This is a genomic window from Longimicrobiaceae bacterium, assembly GCA_035696245.1.
Classification (GTDB): Bacteria; Gemmatimonadota; Gemmatimonadetes; order Longimicrobiales; family Longimicrobiaceae; genus DASRQW01.
Map to the genome: position 1 here is coordinate 1 of DASRQW010000052.1, position 14592 is coordinate 14592.

18 protein-coding genes are annotated in these 14592 nt (G+C 70.5%); 2 read left to right on the forward strand and 16 right to left on the reverse strand.

Going from position 1 to position 14592, the window contains the following annotated elements; all coding sequences use genetic code 11:
* The 4 genes from VFE05_02345 to VFE05_02360 all read right to left on the reverse strand — a co-directional run.
* A partial coding sequence (locus VFE05_02345; GenBank protein ID HET6228887.1) for a serine/threonine-protein kinase occupies positions 1-688 on the reverse strand: 688 nt, incomplete at its 3' end.
* 110 nt (positions 689-798) lie between these two features.
* Complete coding sequence (locus VFE05_02350) at positions 799-1203, reverse strand: type II toxin-antitoxin system VapC family toxin (protein ID HET6228888.1); 405 nt, start codon at positions 1201-1203, stop codon at positions 799-801.
* A 3-nt stretch (positions 1204-1206) separates the two neighbouring features.
* Positions 1207-1515, reverse strand: a complete 309-nt coding sequence (locus tag VFE05_02355) for a hypothetical protein (GenBank protein ID HET6228889.1) — start codon at positions 1513-1515, stop codon at positions 1207-1209.
* Between the two features lie 231 nt (positions 1516-1746).
* Complete coding sequence (locus tag VFE05_02360) at positions 1747-3225, reverse strand: DEAD/DEAH box helicase (GenBank protein ID HET6228890.1); 1479 nt, start codon at positions 3223-3225, stop codon at positions 1747-1749.
* A gap of 402 nt (positions 3226-3627) precedes the next feature.
* Between VFE05_02360 and VFE05_02365 the strand changes: the two genes are divergently transcribed.
* On the forward strand, positions 3628-3882 hold the full coding sequence (locus VFE05_02365; protein HET6228891.1) for a hypothetical protein: 255 nt from the start codon (positions 3628-3630) through the stop codon (positions 3880-3882).
* A gap of 69 nt (positions 3883-3951) precedes the next feature.
* Here VFE05_02365 and VFE05_02370 read toward each other — a convergent pair whose 3' ends face one another.
* From VFE05_02370 to VFE05_02405, 8 genes are all read right to left on the reverse strand, one after another.
* Positions 3952-5352: a Fic family protein gene (locus tag VFE05_02370; protein ID HET6228892.1), complete on the reverse strand. Its 1401-nt coding sequence runs from the start codon at positions 5350-5352 to the stop codon at positions 3952-3954.
* Between the two features lie 330 nt (positions 5353-5682).
* Entirely contained in the window at positions 5683-6228 is a 546-nt protein-coding gene (locus VFE05_02375; protein HET6228893.1) for a low affinity iron permease family protein, read from the reverse strand.
* 134 nt (positions 6229-6362) lie between these two features.
* On the reverse strand, positions 6363-6623 hold the full coding sequence (locus VFE05_02380; GenBank protein HET6228894.1) for a UBP-type zinc finger domain-containing protein: 261 nt from the start codon (positions 6621-6623) through the stop codon (positions 6363-6365).
* 287 nt (positions 6624-6910) lie between these two features.
* Positions 6911-7306: a hypothetical protein gene (locus VFE05_02385; protein ID HET6228895.1), complete on the reverse strand. Its 396-nt coding sequence runs from the start codon at positions 7304-7306 to the stop codon at positions 6911-6913.
* Between the two features lie 79 nt (positions 7307-7385).
* Complete coding sequence (locus tag VFE05_02390) at positions 7386-7757, reverse strand: hypothetical protein (protein ID HET6228896.1); 372 nt, start codon at positions 7755-7757, stop codon at positions 7386-7388.
* Positions 7758-8350: 593 nt separating this feature from the next.
* A complete protein-coding gene (locus VFE05_02395; protein HET6228897.1) occupies positions 8351-9406 on the reverse strand; it encodes an MBL fold metallo-hydrolase in 1056 nt (351 codons plus the stop codon).
* Between the two features lie 546 nt (positions 9407-9952).
* The gene (locus VFE05_02400) at positions 9953-10387 is read right to left on the reverse strand and encodes an antitoxin Xre/MbcA/ParS toxin-binding domain-containing protein (GenBank protein HET6228898.1); all 435 of its coding nucleotides are present in this window, start codon (positions 10385-10387) and stop codon (positions 9953-9955) included.
* A gap of 513 nt (positions 10388-10900) precedes the next feature.
* Positions 10901-11521: a CBS domain-containing protein gene (locus VFE05_02405; GenBank protein ID HET6228899.1), complete on the reverse strand. Its 621-nt coding sequence runs from the start codon at positions 11519-11521 to the stop codon at positions 10901-10903.
* A 24-nt stretch (positions 11522-11545) separates the two neighbouring features.
* Here VFE05_02405 and VFE05_02410 point away from each other — a divergent pair, with 24 nt between their 5' ends.
* The gene (locus VFE05_02410) at positions 11546-11692 is read left to right on the forward strand and encodes a hypothetical protein (GenBank protein HET6228900.1); all 147 of its coding nucleotides are present in this window, start codon (positions 11546-11548) and stop codon (positions 11690-11692) included.
* Between the two features lie 23 nt (positions 11693-11715).
* Here the strand turns inward: VFE05_02410 and VFE05_02415 are convergent, their stop codons facing one another.
* The 4 genes from VFE05_02415 to VFE05_02430 form a co-directional block, all read right to left on the reverse strand.
* Positions 11716-11940 (reverse strand): hypothetical protein, encoded by a 225-nt coding sequence (locus VFE05_02415; GenBank protein HET6228901.1) that lies wholly within the window; start codon positions 11938-11940, stop codon positions 11716-11718.
* Between the two features lie 103 nt (positions 11941-12043).
* Entirely contained in the window at positions 12044-12403 is a 360-nt protein-coding gene (locus tag VFE05_02420) for a hypothetical protein (GenBank protein ID HET6228902.1), read from the reverse strand.
* Positions 12400-14064: a putative ABC exporter domain-containing protein gene (locus tag VFE05_02425; protein ID HET6228903.1), complete on the reverse strand. Its 1665-nt coding sequence runs from the start codon at positions 14062-14064 to the stop codon at positions 12400-12402. Before VFE05_02425 ends, VFE05_02420 begins: the two co-directional genes overlap by 4 nt.
* The coding region (locus VFE05_02430; GenBank protein HET6228904.1) for an ABC transporter ATP-binding protein at positions 14061-14592 on the reverse strand (532 nt) is incomplete at its 5' end. The genes VFE05_02430 and VFE05_02425, both read right to left, overlap by 4 nt.

Sequence of the window (14592 nt, forward strand, 5' to 3'; positions counted from 1 at the left end):
AGCGCACGCCGGTGATCAGGTTGTAGCCCACCGCGCCCAAGCTGAACACGTCCGACGCGGGCGTCAGCCGGTCCTCGCCCGCCAGCTGCTCGGGCGACGCGTACGCGGGCGAGTACGGCGAGCGGCCGAACTCGGTGAGCTGCATCTGCGTGCCCTCTTCGTGCGCCACCTGCGCGATGCCGAAGTCCAGCACGCGCACCATGGGTTCGTCGGGCTCATCGCCCTGCTCCAGGAAGATGTTGCCCGGCTTGATGTCGCGGTGCACCATGCCCGCGCGGTGCCCGGCGGCCAGCCCCCGCGCCGCCTCGCGTAAGATGCAGAGGCCGGTCTTTCGCGCGGGCGGGCCGGTGCGGGCCAGGCGCGCCGCCAGGTCCTCGCCCTGCAGCAGCTCCATGACGATGTAGTCCAGCGACACGTCGGGGTCGGTGCCGTAGTCGAACACGGCCACGACGTTCGGATGATGCAGCGCCGCGGCCGCGCGCGCCTCGCGGTGGAAGCGGGCGCGCAGCTTGGCCTCCTCGGCCGCGTTGGCGGTGGGCGCGGCGATCACCTTCACGGCCACGGCGCGGCCCAGCCGTTCGTCGGCGGCGCGGTACACCGCGCCCATACCGCCCCGGCCGATCACCTTCTCCACGCGGTAGCGCCCGCCCAGCGTGCGCCCCGTCAGCAGCGCCTCCAGTCCGTACATCTACTTCCGCGGGTGTGGCGTGAGCGTGGCGGCCCTGACTCCGGCCGCCGGGACAGGTGACCCGTACGTCGTTGCGCCGCCGCGTGTTTCGCTGCCTCCCACCTCGTTCGTCACCAGATCACCCGCACCCCCGCCGCCGCCTCGATCTCGGGATCGCGGGAGATGAGCGGCAGCTCCATGTGCGCCGCGGTCGCCGCGATCAGCCGGTCACCGCGCTCGGGAATCGCGTACAGCTCCTCGGCCTTGCGGATCACGTCCCAGGTCAGGTCCGCCACGATGAAGTTCTGCGTGGCGAGAAGACCGCGCACCCACGCCGCGAAACCCGATCCCAGGCGCATCTTCCCCGCCCGCATCGCCTCGCTCACCTCTGCCAGGGAGAGCGTGGGGACGAAGATGACGGCCCTCCCCTCGTCCGCATCGGCGAACATCTTCCGCGCCGCGCTGCCCAGCTTCTGCTGCCGCCCCTGCGCGTACCAGAGCAGCGCGTGCGTGTCCGCCACGGCCATGGTGGGCATGCGCTACAGGTCCGCCAGCTTCGCACGAGCGAGCTCGGCCTGCTTCCGCCGGTTCTCCTCGAACCAGGCGTCGAACTCGTCCTCGGGAACGGCCAGCTCCAGGCTGCCCAGCAGCTTGAACGGCTTGGACTTCCGCTTGTACTCCACTTCGATGCTCTCCAGGTACTTGAGCCGGCCCTCGTCCACCAGCACCGCCCGGTCCTTCCGGCTCCGGTGCTCGATGACGACGGCCGAGTCGGGGTGATCGGTGACGTAATCGACGAGGTCGAAGAACTTGGCCCTCGCCTCGGACACGGTGACCCGCTTCCACATGCCAGCCTCTCAGGTTCATGCCCCGCCCACCCGCACGCAAGGGTGAGCGCCCCGCCGCACCTCGAGCATGACGGCGCCGGAACGATACCGCACGCTTGAAGTGTACCACTCACTTGTACAATCTACAGCTGGCAGCGAGGAGTGGCAACCGCCGCGAACGCGCGGAGGGCCGCATCGCAACCTGCTGCGACGCGGCCCTCCGCGACTCCACTGATCCGGCTCGGCCGAGCGTTACCGGCCGCTGCCGCCACGCCCGCCGCCGGACGAGCCGCCACGGCCGCCACCCTGGCCGCCGGAGCCGCCCGGACGCCCGCCGCCGCTGCCGCCGCCCGGGCCGCGCGAGCCGCCCGGACGCGAGGGGCCGCCGCTGCGTGCGCCACCGGAGGACGAGCCGCCTTCCGAGCGGGGACGCGAGCCGCCGGACGGGGCCGGACGACCGCCGCCGGAGCGTGCGCCGCCGCCGGCCGCCTCGTTCGCAGCCTTGCGCTCGGCCTTGGCCTTGGCGCGGGCGCGCTCCTCGGACTTGCGCGCGCGGATCTCGGCGATGCGCTCGGCGAGGGGGACCTCGAAGCGGTCCTGCGGCTTGGCCTTGTAGTCGAAGCCCTCCAGCGTCACGCGCGGCAGCGGCTTGCCCACCGCCCGCTCGATCGCGCGAAGGTCCGGCTCCTCCTCGGGCGAGACGAAGGTGAAGGCGTCGCCCGTGGCCTCGGCGCGCGCGGTGCGGCCCACGCGGTGGATGTAGTCTTCCGGCACGTGCGGCACGTCGAAGTTGACCACGTGGTCCAGCGCCTCCACGTCGATGCCGCGGGCCACGATGTCGGTGGCCACCAGCGCGCGGAAGCGGCCGTCCTTGAAGCCGGCCAGGGCGTCGGTGCGCTGCGCCTGGCTGCGGTTGCCGTGGATCTTGGCGTTGGGGATGCCGTGCTTGTCCAGGAAGTCCGCCAGGCGGTTGGCCCGGTGCTTGGTGCGCGTGAAGACGATCACGTTGCCGATCTCGTCGCGCTTCATCAGCTCCAGGAACAGGTACGACTTGAGCTCCTGCGACACCGGGTAGATGGCCTGCGTGATCCCCACCGCCGGAGCCTGCTTGCGCTCCATGTTGATGGTCTCGGGCTCGTGCAGCATCTCCTGCGTGAGCTTCAGGATGGGCGCGGGCATGGTGGCGCTGAAGAACAGCGTCTGGCGCTTGGCCGGCAGGTGCCGCAGCACGCGGCGGATGTCGGGCAGGAAGCCCATGTCCAGCATGCGGTCGGCCTCGTCGAGCACCAGGACCTCCAGGCCGGCCAGCTTGGCGTACGGCTTGGTGAAGTGGTCCAGCAGGCGCCCCGGCGTGGCGATCAGGATGTCCACGCCGCTGCGGAAGGCGTGCTCCTGCGGGCCCATGCCCACACCGCCGAACACCGCCGCGCCGGTCACCGGCGTGTGCACCGCCAGCTGCTCCAGGTGCTCGTGGATCTGCGCCGCCAGCTCGCGCGTGGGGGTCAGGATCAGCGCGCGGGTCACGCCGCGGGGCTTCTCCATCAGCCGGTGGATGATGGGGAGGAGGAACGCCGCCGTCTTGCCGCTGCCCGTCATGGCGCAGGCCAGCACGTCGCGGCCTTCTACGCCCGCGGGGATCGCCTTCTCCTGGATGGGCGTGGGGCGCGTGAAGCCGAGCTCCTTGACGCCCTTGACGATGGAGGGGTGGAGGCCGAATTGGGTGAAAGCCATCTGTATGCCTTGTCCTGTTGCCGTGCGGCGCGCGGGGTGGCTGCGCGCGGCACCTTGAGTATTCGCGGAAAGAAAAACATGGCTCACTCGTCCGCGAGTGGGCCATGCAACGTCGGGCACTCCGTCGTCTCGAGCGGGGCGGACCGCCACCGGGCCGCCGTTCGGGATCGCGCCGGATGTGACGCCGATCGATCCTGTTCCGCACCTTCAAGCTATACCATCGGGCATGACCCGACAAGGCGCGGACCTTTGCTGCACCCATCGCGGACGGAAAACCGGCTCCGAACGCATCTCCCGCATCCGCCGGAAAAGCAGGCCGTCCGCAGGCGAAGCTCCGCCGCCGGGCCGAACGGCACACGCGATGCGCATCCCCCGTGGAAACCCTCTCGGAGAGCCCTGCGAATGAGCCTTGTCGAGCTGATGATGTGGATCTCGGCGGTGGGAACGGTATGCTGGGTGCCGTGCTTCTACTGGATGCACCGCATCTCCGACCGCCAGGACCGGCTCCTTCGCGAGCTCCGGGAACAGGGGCGCCGCATCGAGGTGCTGTCCCGCGCCGAGCACGACCTCATCAAGGAAGTGCACCCGCAGGTGGGGGAGATCAAGGAGAGCCTCGCCACCGCCATCGAGGAGATGGGCGAGCGCAGGACGTCCTGACGTCTGCCGAACGACGTCTACTCTGTTCAGGACCTGGGGAGGGTGTCGCGTGTCTGGAGGTTACGGGGCTTACGCGGTTCGCCCGCCGCCACCCAGGCGGGTGATGAAGATGTGCTGCTCGGCTATCTCCTGCCCGCGGCTGGTCAGCACACTCTCCCCCGATTGCGGATCGCGGCGTAGGTGCGCGAGGCGGCGGCCGTGCATGGTGCCGATCGTGCGCGGGTCGTAGCCGTAGCGGCTCACCAGCCGGATGAGCTCGCCGCGGCCGATGCGGCCCCCGCGCTCCAGGATCTCCGCGAGAATGGCCGCTATCGGGGAGGCCGGGCGCTCAATAACGCTCCGCGCCTCGGCCGATCGCCTGTAGAATCTCCCCCGTCTCTGGCCCTGCGGCTCCAGCAGCCCCTGGCCTACCAAGGCATCGAGGTGGTACCGCACGGTCCGGAGCGGCATCACGAGTTCCTGGGCCAGCACCGTCGTCGTCGCGCGGCCAAGGCGATCCACGATCTCCACGATGCGGTGCTGCGCCTCGGAGAGCTGCATCATGGACCTCTCCACCTCCAGCTTCGCCGCCAGGTTCTGCTTCTGCGCGTGCAGCGCGCGCAGCAGGAACAGCAGCCACTCTCCGAAGGCGGCCGGCTCGGTCCGCATGGCGGTCTGCGATTCGCGCAGGGCCGCGTAGTACGCCGCCTTGTTCTCCTCCACCACGCGCTCCAGCGACGAGTACGGCACGTAGTCGTAGCCGCTCTGCAGGAGCAACAGCGTGGTGAGACCTCGGGACAGCCGCCCGTTTCCGTCCTTGAACGGGTGGATGGCCAGGAACTCCACGATGAACCGCGCAATGGCGACCAGCGGGTGGATGTCTCCGGAAATGAGCGCCTGCCTCGTGAGTGCCACCTGCTCCGCCATCAAGCGGGGGGTATCGAAAGGAGAGGCGGTGAGGAAGATCACCTCCACTCGCCCATCAGGGTGCCGGGCCTCGACGTGGTTGTCCTGCTTCTTGTACTCGCCCCGATGGCGCTGGTCCTTCTCCGAGTGCCCCAGCAGGATCTTGTGTAGCTGCTTGATGTGGTTCTCATCGAACGGGATGTTGCCGTAGCTGTCGAAGATCGCCTGCAGCAGGTCGCCGTAGCCGCGGACCTCGGACTCGTCGCGCGCGCGGAACGACTCCACGCTCACGCCCTGAAGCACCCGCGCGACCTCCGCGTCGCTCAGCTCCGCTCCCTCGATTCGAGTGGAGCTCCCCGCCGACTCGATGGTCGTGACCTGCCGGAGGTGCGCCAGCTTTTCGGCACGGATCTCCTGCAGCTTGCGCCAATGCCCCTTGAAGACGTCGATCTCGCCAAGGAGTCGCATGGCCTCGGTGAGCTGCGGTCCCGAGAGGATGGGTGAGAACCGATTCATGGTTGCCGTTAACTGCCGATAACTGCCGATAACTTCGTTGCCGTTAATGTTGCCGTTAATTGCCGTCAACGCCAGGCCTGCGGATCACACCCCGTCGCGCAGCACCCGAGAAGGAGGCGATCTAGCGCCTTCCAGCGCAGCCTCCAGCCTGCGCCCCAACGTGAGAAGCTCGTCGTGGCGCGCCTCCCTCAGGGGTGGGCTCCTTGAAGACGAAGCTGATGGTGCCGCCTACCTCCAGGTGGGCGCAACTCACCCGGGAGCCAGCGGAAAGGACGCCGTGCGGCAGGGTTTCGTCGTCGTCGAAAGGAATGAGCATTGATGGCGTCTGCCGAACGGACGACGGCGGCGCATCGTCCTCGCGCCGCCGTCTACACACTCTCCATCCGACCCACTCCCGCATCACCGCCCGGAGCCCGACCTCCTGCCTTGGATCATCCCGTCCGCCTCGCGCCCCGTGTCCGCCTGCGCGTCCGGGACGGGTGAGGCGGCGAGGCGGTCCTCCAAGCGGCGGGCCGGGGCGTCGGTGTCGGGCGCGGCGGCGTGGACCCGCCGGTCGGCACCGGGTGCGGAGAACCGGGTCTCCTCGCGCTCCTTGTGCTCGCGCAGGCGCTGGAACTCGCCCTGGAGCGCGGCGAGCTGCTCGTCGTTCAGGTCCTCGAGGTCCACCATGCTGGTGCGCGCCTCGGCCACCGCGCGCAGCAGCTCGTCGAGCTTCAGGTGCAGCGCGGTGGAATCGCGGTTCTGCGTGTTCTGGATGAGGAAGACCATCAGGAAGGTGACGATGGTCGTGCCGGTGTTGATGATGAGCTGCCACGTGTCGGAGTAGTGGAACACCGGCCCCGTGACCGCCCACACGCCGATCACGGTGACCGCACCCACGAACGCCCACGGCGAGCCCATGGCGCCCGAGACGCCGTGCGAGAGCCTTCGGAAAGTGTCGTTCATCCCCGTTCTCCGGGTGCGGTGCGCCGTGCCGGAATTACTCGGCCGCGTAACAGAAGGGCTTGTTTCTGCGCCCCCTGCTACGCGGCCATGCACGGACCGGACCGAAGCTCCGGAAAGCCCCCTCCCGCGGACGTTCACTCGATGTAGACCTCGTCCACGTAGCACCACATCCAGTCCTCTCCCGGTTGGAAGGACTGGACGATGGGGTGCTTCTCGGCCGCGGCGTGCTTGCTCGCGTGGCGATTGGGCGACGAGTCGCAGCAGCCCACGTGACCGCAGGTCATGCACAGGCGCAGGTGCACCCATTGCCCGCCGGTCCTGAGGCGTTCTTCGCAGCCCTCCGCGCTGGGCGTGACGTCGCGGATGCTGTCCAGATGTGTGCACTCGGCTGCCATGCGTCCTCCTCTGTGGTGTTATCCGCCGGCGCAGGTCGAGCGGGCAGACGGTCATACGTGCATGGGTTGAGGGTGCGAGGGTCAGGGGCCGTGCGCAAGGGCGCGCGGGAGATGCGAAGCGGGGCGGGCCCTCGTCTGGAGCCCGCCCCGCGTGCGGTGCAGATGTTGGATGCGTGTGACGCCTGGGCGGGAAGCCGCGGCTGCGACTGCACGAAGGCCACGTGCGTGGCCTGCCGCTCGAGCGTTTTCGCATTGGACGAATCGTGCGCCTCTTCGACGCGGTTCGATCAGGATGCTGGATCGGACGGGCGGCTGATGGCGCGAAGGCGCTCCAGGGCGTCCAGGTCGTCGCGCCAGACGGTCTTGAGGATGGGGTGCCGCTCCATGTAGGTGCGGATGCCACCCAGAAGCGCGTCCAGGTCGATGCCCTCGAAATCCTCGACGAATGCGCCGGTGCCCGCGGGGGAAGACGGCGGGTGCGTCGCGGGCTCTGCAGAGCCGGTGACGGCGAGGGCGTCGCCCAGCCACTCCACGCGGTCGGGATACTGGATGCCGATGCGCTTGCCGTCGGTGGCGTAGGAGACGGCGCCTTCCCAGGGCATCACGTCGCGAACCTCGCGCCCGTGCTCGTCCAGGCGGGGAAGGTAGAAGGTGTCGTTCAGGCGGACGGCGCGTGGGCTCACGGGTCGCGTGGTGGCAGGCGTGGGTCGGCGGGTCGGCGGGCCTGGAAGCGCCGCCTGGAACGGGCGGCGCGGGCGGGGGTCAGGCGACGGACACGTGCACGCTCTCGGCGTGCGCGCCGGCCGCGTCGAAGGCGTCCGGGTGGATGCGCGAGAGCTGGTCGCGCACCTGCACGAAGCGCTGGGCCTGGGCCACCAGCCCGCGGCGCTCCAAGAAGGTGTTGAGGTGCTGCAGCACGCCGCGCAGCATGCCCAGCTGCGCCTCGGCACGGCGGAGGCGGCGGATCTCGCGCACCATGCGCAGCGCGGCCTCGGGGGTCATGACGGCGGCGTACGCGTGGTACGCCTCGTCCGCGTCACCGGCTTCGCGCTCCCACGGATTGGCGGTGGCGTCGCACGCCAGCGTCTCGATCTCCAGGAGCTCGTGGTCGGTGGGGGCGGTCTGCATGGGCATGTGCGGAGTCGGGTTGTGCGGCCCCGCGCGCGTGCCGCGGCCGGGAGGCGCGGGGCGTGGGGAACGGAGGTGATGGCAGGAGCGGCGAAGGAGGCCGCGAGGCGCGGTGCGGCGGCGCCTGCCGGAGACGGAGACGGCGCGAGACGGGGTCTCGCGCCGCGGCGGAAAGTGCCTTCCGGCTCATTCCGCGCCTCAATAGATGGCGCGCTACCGCAAATGCCGCAAGACTTTCGGCTCGCCTTCGCCCCGCCCGGCGCCCCGATGCGGCGCGAAGGTGCAGAAGGCGCGCATTCGGCGATGACCGGGATCGGTGATGATGGGCAACGTGGCGTGAAATCCCGCTCATGAAAAGACATTGCGGCGGGAGACTGCCGGGCGTGGCGCGTAGGGGGAGCGCCGCCGTTTCCGGCAGGCTCACGCCGGGGCGGGGAGACCCCGGACGGAGGCGGGCCAGGCAGTATCGGCCCGCCGGAGGAGGAGGCTCCCCGACCCCGCGCAGGAGACGGGCGGCAGGCCGTATCGCCGCCCGGCTCCGGAGCGGCCCGCATGCGACAGCGCTTCCATCTAGCCACCCAACGTCCCCCGACGGGCGTCTACCTCAGCTTCGGGACGATGCGGGTCTCGCCGTGGCGGAGGATGGCGAGGCGCTCGGCCGGGAGGCCGGCGGCGGCCCAGGCGGCGCGGGTGCGCACGGGCGGCTCCAGCGGGTCCTCGTCGGTGAGGCGGAAGGTGCCCCAGTGCATGGGGATGAAGTCGCCGCGGCCGCCTAGGTCGGCGTACACCTGCGCCGCCTCTTCGGGGTTCATGTGCGAGGTGCGCATGAACCACCGCGGCTCGTACGCGCCCACGGGCACGAGCACGGCGTCGAACGGGCCCAGGCGCGCGACGTCGCGGAAGCCGGGCCAGTAGCCGCTGTCGCCCGCGAAGTACAGGCGCCGCCCGCTCGGCGCGAGGATGGCGAACGAGGCCCATAGCCGGTTGTTCAGCTCGCCCATCGTGCGCCGCGTCCAGTGCTGCGCGGGCAGGCAGACGATGCGCGTGGACCCGGCTTCTCCGCCGATCGCCGTCTCGCCGCCCCAGTCCAGCTCCGCGGGCACGATGCCGATGCGCGAGAACCACTCGCGGTAGCCCAGCGGCGTGATCCACCGCAGCCCCGCGCCGAAGCGGCTGTGCAGCCGCCGCACCGTGGGCTCGTCGAGGTGGTCGTAGTGGTCGTGCGAGAGCAGCACGGCGTCGATGGGCGGCAGGTCTTCCCACGCGATCGCAGCAGGGACGAAGCGCGCGGGCCCCAGCCACTGGAACGGCGACGCGCGCTTGCTCCACACGGGATCGGTGAGGAGGTTCAGCCCGCCGATCTGGATGAGGAAGGTGGAGTGGCCCACCCATGTGATGCGCACCTCGTCTGCCGCGGCGCGCGGACGGGCGACGTCGCCGGGCACCGAAGGCAGGGCGCCGGGAGGGGGATTCGGCGCGCGTGCGCCCTTCATCCGCTCCCACTGCCAGCGCAGGAGCATGGAGAAGCCTTTGTGCTGCTCGTCGTCGCTCAGCCACGGGTTGCGGAACTTGCCGTCCGCCGTGTGGTGCGCGGGCCGCGGGCCATCCTCGCCTCCATCGTCTCCGGCCCCCGCCGAACGTCCGTCATCCGCCAAACAGCCTCCCAATCCAGAGAATCGATCCACCGCCCGTTGCAGGAGGCAAGCGGCGGACCGGGCGGCGCGCGACGTTCAGTTTGAGGGAGACGCACTAGAATAGCCGCTCATCCCACGGCACGAGGAACGGGTCGGAGATGTCAAGGCGGGCGATGCCTGGATGGACGGGGTTCAAAAGCACGTTTCGCCCGACAGGCCGGGAAGGTACTGCGGGAACGACGAGCGCGACCGATCGTGCTTCGCGGAGCCAGCGGTCACCAAAAGAGAGGGCCTCCGGGGAGCTCGGTGCCTCCCAGCCCGGTAACTGCGCGGGATCCAACACCTCTACGAATTCGTCGGGTACGTCCAGACGAATGGCATGATGCGGCCCAGCAAGCGTCCTCGGCCGCAGAGTGTGTGCAAGTATTTCGAGAATCGCTCCCGCGAACGAATCGGCTGCGTAGATCATAGGCCGTCCGGCGGAGTTCCAGCGCGCCCCCACGAGCATCGCGCCCGTGCCGTCGAACGGCGGATGCCGGGTCTTGCAGATTCTCCAGGCGTGCACGGTCAGACCGGGAGCGAATACTCGATCCTCATCAGTACCTCTTCGACCTCGCGCGTACCGAGGTCGCTCCGCGCGAGATCGATCGGTCGCTCGTCCCCGAGTTGCGGCTGCGGACTCGTCAGGAACTCGTGTGCCAGATCGGCGCTCTCCCATACCTGCTCGGCGAGTGCGGTCATCCGGGCGAGCCGTTCGAGGCGTTCGCTCTCCTCCGCGCTGAGCCGAAGTCTGCGGCGAAGAGTCGTTTTGGGCACGATCGAGTGGCGAAGCTCCGCCGCACCTGGTCCTGTGCCGATCACGTATGACACAACTTGGTCGAGCGCTGTTACCGGGAGCCCCCCCTCAACCGCGCGCCGCAAATCAGCGACAGTGACAATGCGCTTCCCGAAGGTGCGATTTCCACCCAGAATTCGGGCTACGTTCTGTGCAGTGACAGTCATCTCGCCTCCTTGGGTGATTCAGGTGGATACAAAATTACGTCCAGCTGGACCGCCGGACAAGGGAACCGGTTCTCATCATGCCGGCACATCAATCCGCCGAAGACTAGTCCTTTCGCATGCGGACGGGGCTGCTTGGGCGGGCGCGGGCGGTTCTGCTCGTCGATCATGCGGCGGACGCGGGCGGGGGCGTCGGCGACCGAGATCGGGGATGAGGGTGGCTTCGCGGAGGGCATTTCGGCGCGCATGGCCTTCGTCTTCAGGCGCGCGGAGGGGCAGCTTGTCGCCGATCTCCATCCCGCGCCTTCCACCACGAGAAACACAAAGCCGAGCAAAAGCCGAAATCTGATCTTTGCTCATAGTCCGGATCAACCGCCGTGGAACGCCTGCACCTGCGTAAAGCACGAGGGCGGCGGAGCAAGCAAGCTCGCCCGCCGTTCATCTCCCGTGTCCCGCCGCCGGACAGCGAGAGGGCGTTGTTTCCCGCTCCGCCCGGTTGCGTTGCGCGGGAGGATTTCAGTGCGACGAGCCCGCGACCTCCCGCTGATAGGCGGCGAGGACGTGGGCGCGGGTGACGGTGCCGAGGAGGCGGCCGGTGTCGGCTTCGACCACGGGGAGCGAGCCGGTGCCGCGGACGCCCATGCGGCGCACGGCTTCCAGCAGCGTGTCGCCGGGCGCGACGGTCTCGGCCGGGAGGGCGACGTCGGCGGCGACGAGCAGGGCGGTCAGGTCACGTGGCGCGCGGGCCAGGCGCGCCAGCTCCGCCAGGCCGACCACGCCCACCAGGCAGCCGTCGCCGTCCACCACGGCCAACTCGGTCGCGGCGTTGCCCAGATGGTCCAGCAGGTGGTCGACCGACGCCGTCTCCGGCACCGACGGGGCGCCGGGGTCGAGCACGTCGCGGACATGCAGGCCGGCCAGGACATCGCGGTCCACGCCGTGCTCCAGGTGCTCGCCGCGCCGGCGCAGCCAGCCGCTGTACAGCGAGTCCGGCTCCAGCCGCTTCGCCACGCCCTGCGCGATGACCACCGCGAGCATCAGCGGGACCACGATGGCGTAGTCGTTCGTCATCTCGAAGACGATGAGGATGGCGGTGATGGGTGCTTGCGTGGCGGCCGCTGGCGGGCGTCGCGGCACGACGGCGAGCGTGGAGCGTACCCGGTGGTGGCGTGGACCCTGGGCGAGCTGCCCGCCATCGCCGGGGCGCTGTACCTCTTCCGCACCGGCGACCCATCGCGCTACCTGGCCGGCGTGCTGCTCCTGCTGCTCGCCTTCTACCTCGTCCGCGAGAAGGGCGACGCAGGGTAAGGCTCCGGCCCGCCCGTCCGCCGTCACCCGCCCTGCCACGGCGCGGATGCGGCGAGGCGTTCGCGCAGCCCTCTATCGTCCAGCGCGGCCAGCTCGTCTTCCGCCTGCCGCCTCGTCTCCACGGCGACGGGGGCGACGCGGTTCTCCCCCGCGTGGCGCGGCGAGAAGAGCAGGACGAGGTTTCCCCACGACTCGCGCCCCACCATCACGTCCCACTCCCGCCCGTCCCCGTCCAAGAAGCTCCGCATCTTCCTCCCGTAGCTGCTCTCCCGCCCGGCAGCATCCGCCGGATGCGCGGCGCGCGGCATTCGCCCGATGCCTTCGACAATCGGAATCCCGCGCTCTGCCCATCTACTCCCGGGACGAGTCGTACCGCCGCTCGCGAGACATCGTCCATACGGCTTGCGCCGGGCCTTCTCCGGTGACCCGGCAGATCGTCGCGCCTCGTTCCCGAAGCACCGCCCGGAACCGGGCGATGGTCCGGTTTCCCCAAACTCCCCACGCCTCCCCTGGCATCTCGTCCGTCGCGATCTCGGGAGCGCGCCACCGGAGCGAGCCGCCGAAGAGCGCGCCGAATTCATGGAGAGCGATGAGCGGCTCGACACTCGCGCGGCTCGCCTTGGCGACGAGCGACGGGGTGCGTGTCGCGCCATTCAGAGAAGCGCGGAACTCATGGACGATCACGACCGGGCCGCCGAGAGCCAGGCTCATCCCGGCACGTCGCGGGCGACGTCGAAGGCGGTGAAGGCGCGGGCGACGAGCCAGGTGAGCGGCACGCACAGCAGCGTGACCACCACGGCCGCGGTGGCGACGCCCACCGTCCACGATTCGTCCGTGAGCCACATCGCGGCGAACGCGGCGGCGCCCGCGGCCAGGGCGAAGATGGTGAGGGTGAGCACCTTGAGCATCATCACCAGCATGGCCTTGCCCATGAACTGCACGTCCTGCTGGCCGCGCACGGGAATGCGGTAGGGTAGCAGCAGGAAGATGAGGTTGTCCACCGCCACCGACGTCCACGACACGGGCACCAGCACCGCCAGCACCCCCAGGTACGTGCGCATGGGCACCGAGCCCGTGCCGAAGGTGATCAGCGAGGCGATGAGCACCTGCAGCACCACGAAGGCGAGCACGACCGGCAGGATCTCGCCCACGGCCACGCCGAGCGGCGCCAGCGGCAGCGAGCGCAGGAAGGCCATACGGTCCACGTCGCGCCGGAAGTCGAACGGCAGGTTGGCCGTGGCGAGCAGCGGGAAGAAGAGGCAGAAGCCCAGGGAGATGCGCGCCATCTCCGGCGGAACCGACCCGCGGTCGCCCATCGCCAGGGGGATGCCGACGGTGATGCCCACGAAGATGGCGGCCACCACGCAGACGCCGACCAGGCTCCGCGGGCTGCGCCACAGCTCCAGCAGCTGCCGCCGCGCCAGCGCGCCGCCCGCGCCCAGGAAGCGAAGCTCGGGCACCGCCACGCGCCGCGTCTTCGTGCGCGGCGCCGTTCCCTCCCACTCGCCGCTCCCGCCCCCGCCCACCCGGCGGCGGCGCGCCTCGATGCGCCGGCCCACCGCCAGGGAGCGCTCCGTCCACGCGACGTCCAGCATCATCATCAGCCCGATCTCGGCCGCGATGACGGCGAGCGACGCGGCGGACCAGAGCGCCAGGTGCGCATCGTCCGCCGCCGCGAAGGTCTCGGCGAACGGGCGCGCGGGCAGGCTCGCCGCCCACAGCGCGGGCGAGCGGGCGATGGCGCGCGCGATCTCTCCCGCGCCTGCGCCCGGCGGCAGGCCCCGCGCGACCGCGACCCCGCCGAGCACGGCCGCCACGGCGAGCGCGGCCAGCAGCCCGCGCCGCGCCACCCGCGGCAGCCACGCCTCCGCCGCGACCGAGGCGACGGCGATGAGCTGCGCGGTCACGTACATGAAGACGAAGATCAGCAGCACGGCGGGCACCGCGTTCACCGGCCGCGGCACGTACGCCAGCATGAACACGCTGGACCAGAGCGCGGACAGCACCTGCATCCCCAGGCGCGACAGCACGTTGTACAGCAGCAGCGCGCGCCGGCCCAGCGGCGCGGGGAAGAGGAAGTCCACCTCCTGCGGCGTGAAGTACAGCCCGCGCCCGGCGGAGAGGCTGACCAGCGTGAGCGCCAGGATCGCCGCGGGCCCGTACAGCCGCACGCCCGCCGGGTCGAAAGCGCTGCGGGGGAAGCTCTCCGGGTGCAGCAGGCGCAGGATGGCCGAGCTGCCCACCAGCGCCAGGCACAGCAGCATGGCACCCGTGCTCAGCGCGCCCTTCACCGTGCGCAGGCGCCGCCCCAGGAAGCGCACCCGCCCTACCGCGCTGCGGCGGAGCAGGAAGGCCAGGCCGCCGCCGCTCACGGCGCGGGAGCGGTGGCGCGGGTGGCGTCGCCCTCCACCACCTGGAAGAAGATCTCCTCCAGCGACGTCTCCTCGCCCGGCGCCGAGAAGCGCTCGCGCAGCTCCGCCGCGGGGCCGCAGAAGAGCAGCTTGCCCGCGCGGAGGATGAGGAAGTGCGTGCAAAGCCCCTCGATCTGCCCCAGCAGGTGCGACGACAGCACCACCGCCGCCCCGCCTTCGGCCCGCCGCCGCAGCGCCGTGTACAGCGTGCGGATGCCGCGCGGGTCAAGGCCCGTGAGCGGCTCGTCCAGGAAGAGCGCGCCGGGCTCGTGCAGGAGCGCGCACGCCACCGCCACCTTCTGCCGCATGCCGCGCGACAGCTCGTCTGCCAGGCTGGCCTTTCGGTCCAGAAGCTCCAGCTCGGCCAGCAGCGCGTCGGCGCGGGGCTTCCAGGCGTCCACGCCGTACACGCGGGCGGTGAACTCCAGGTGCTCCCAAACGGTGAGGTGGTTGAACAGGTGCGGCTCGTCCGGCACGATGGCCAGGCGC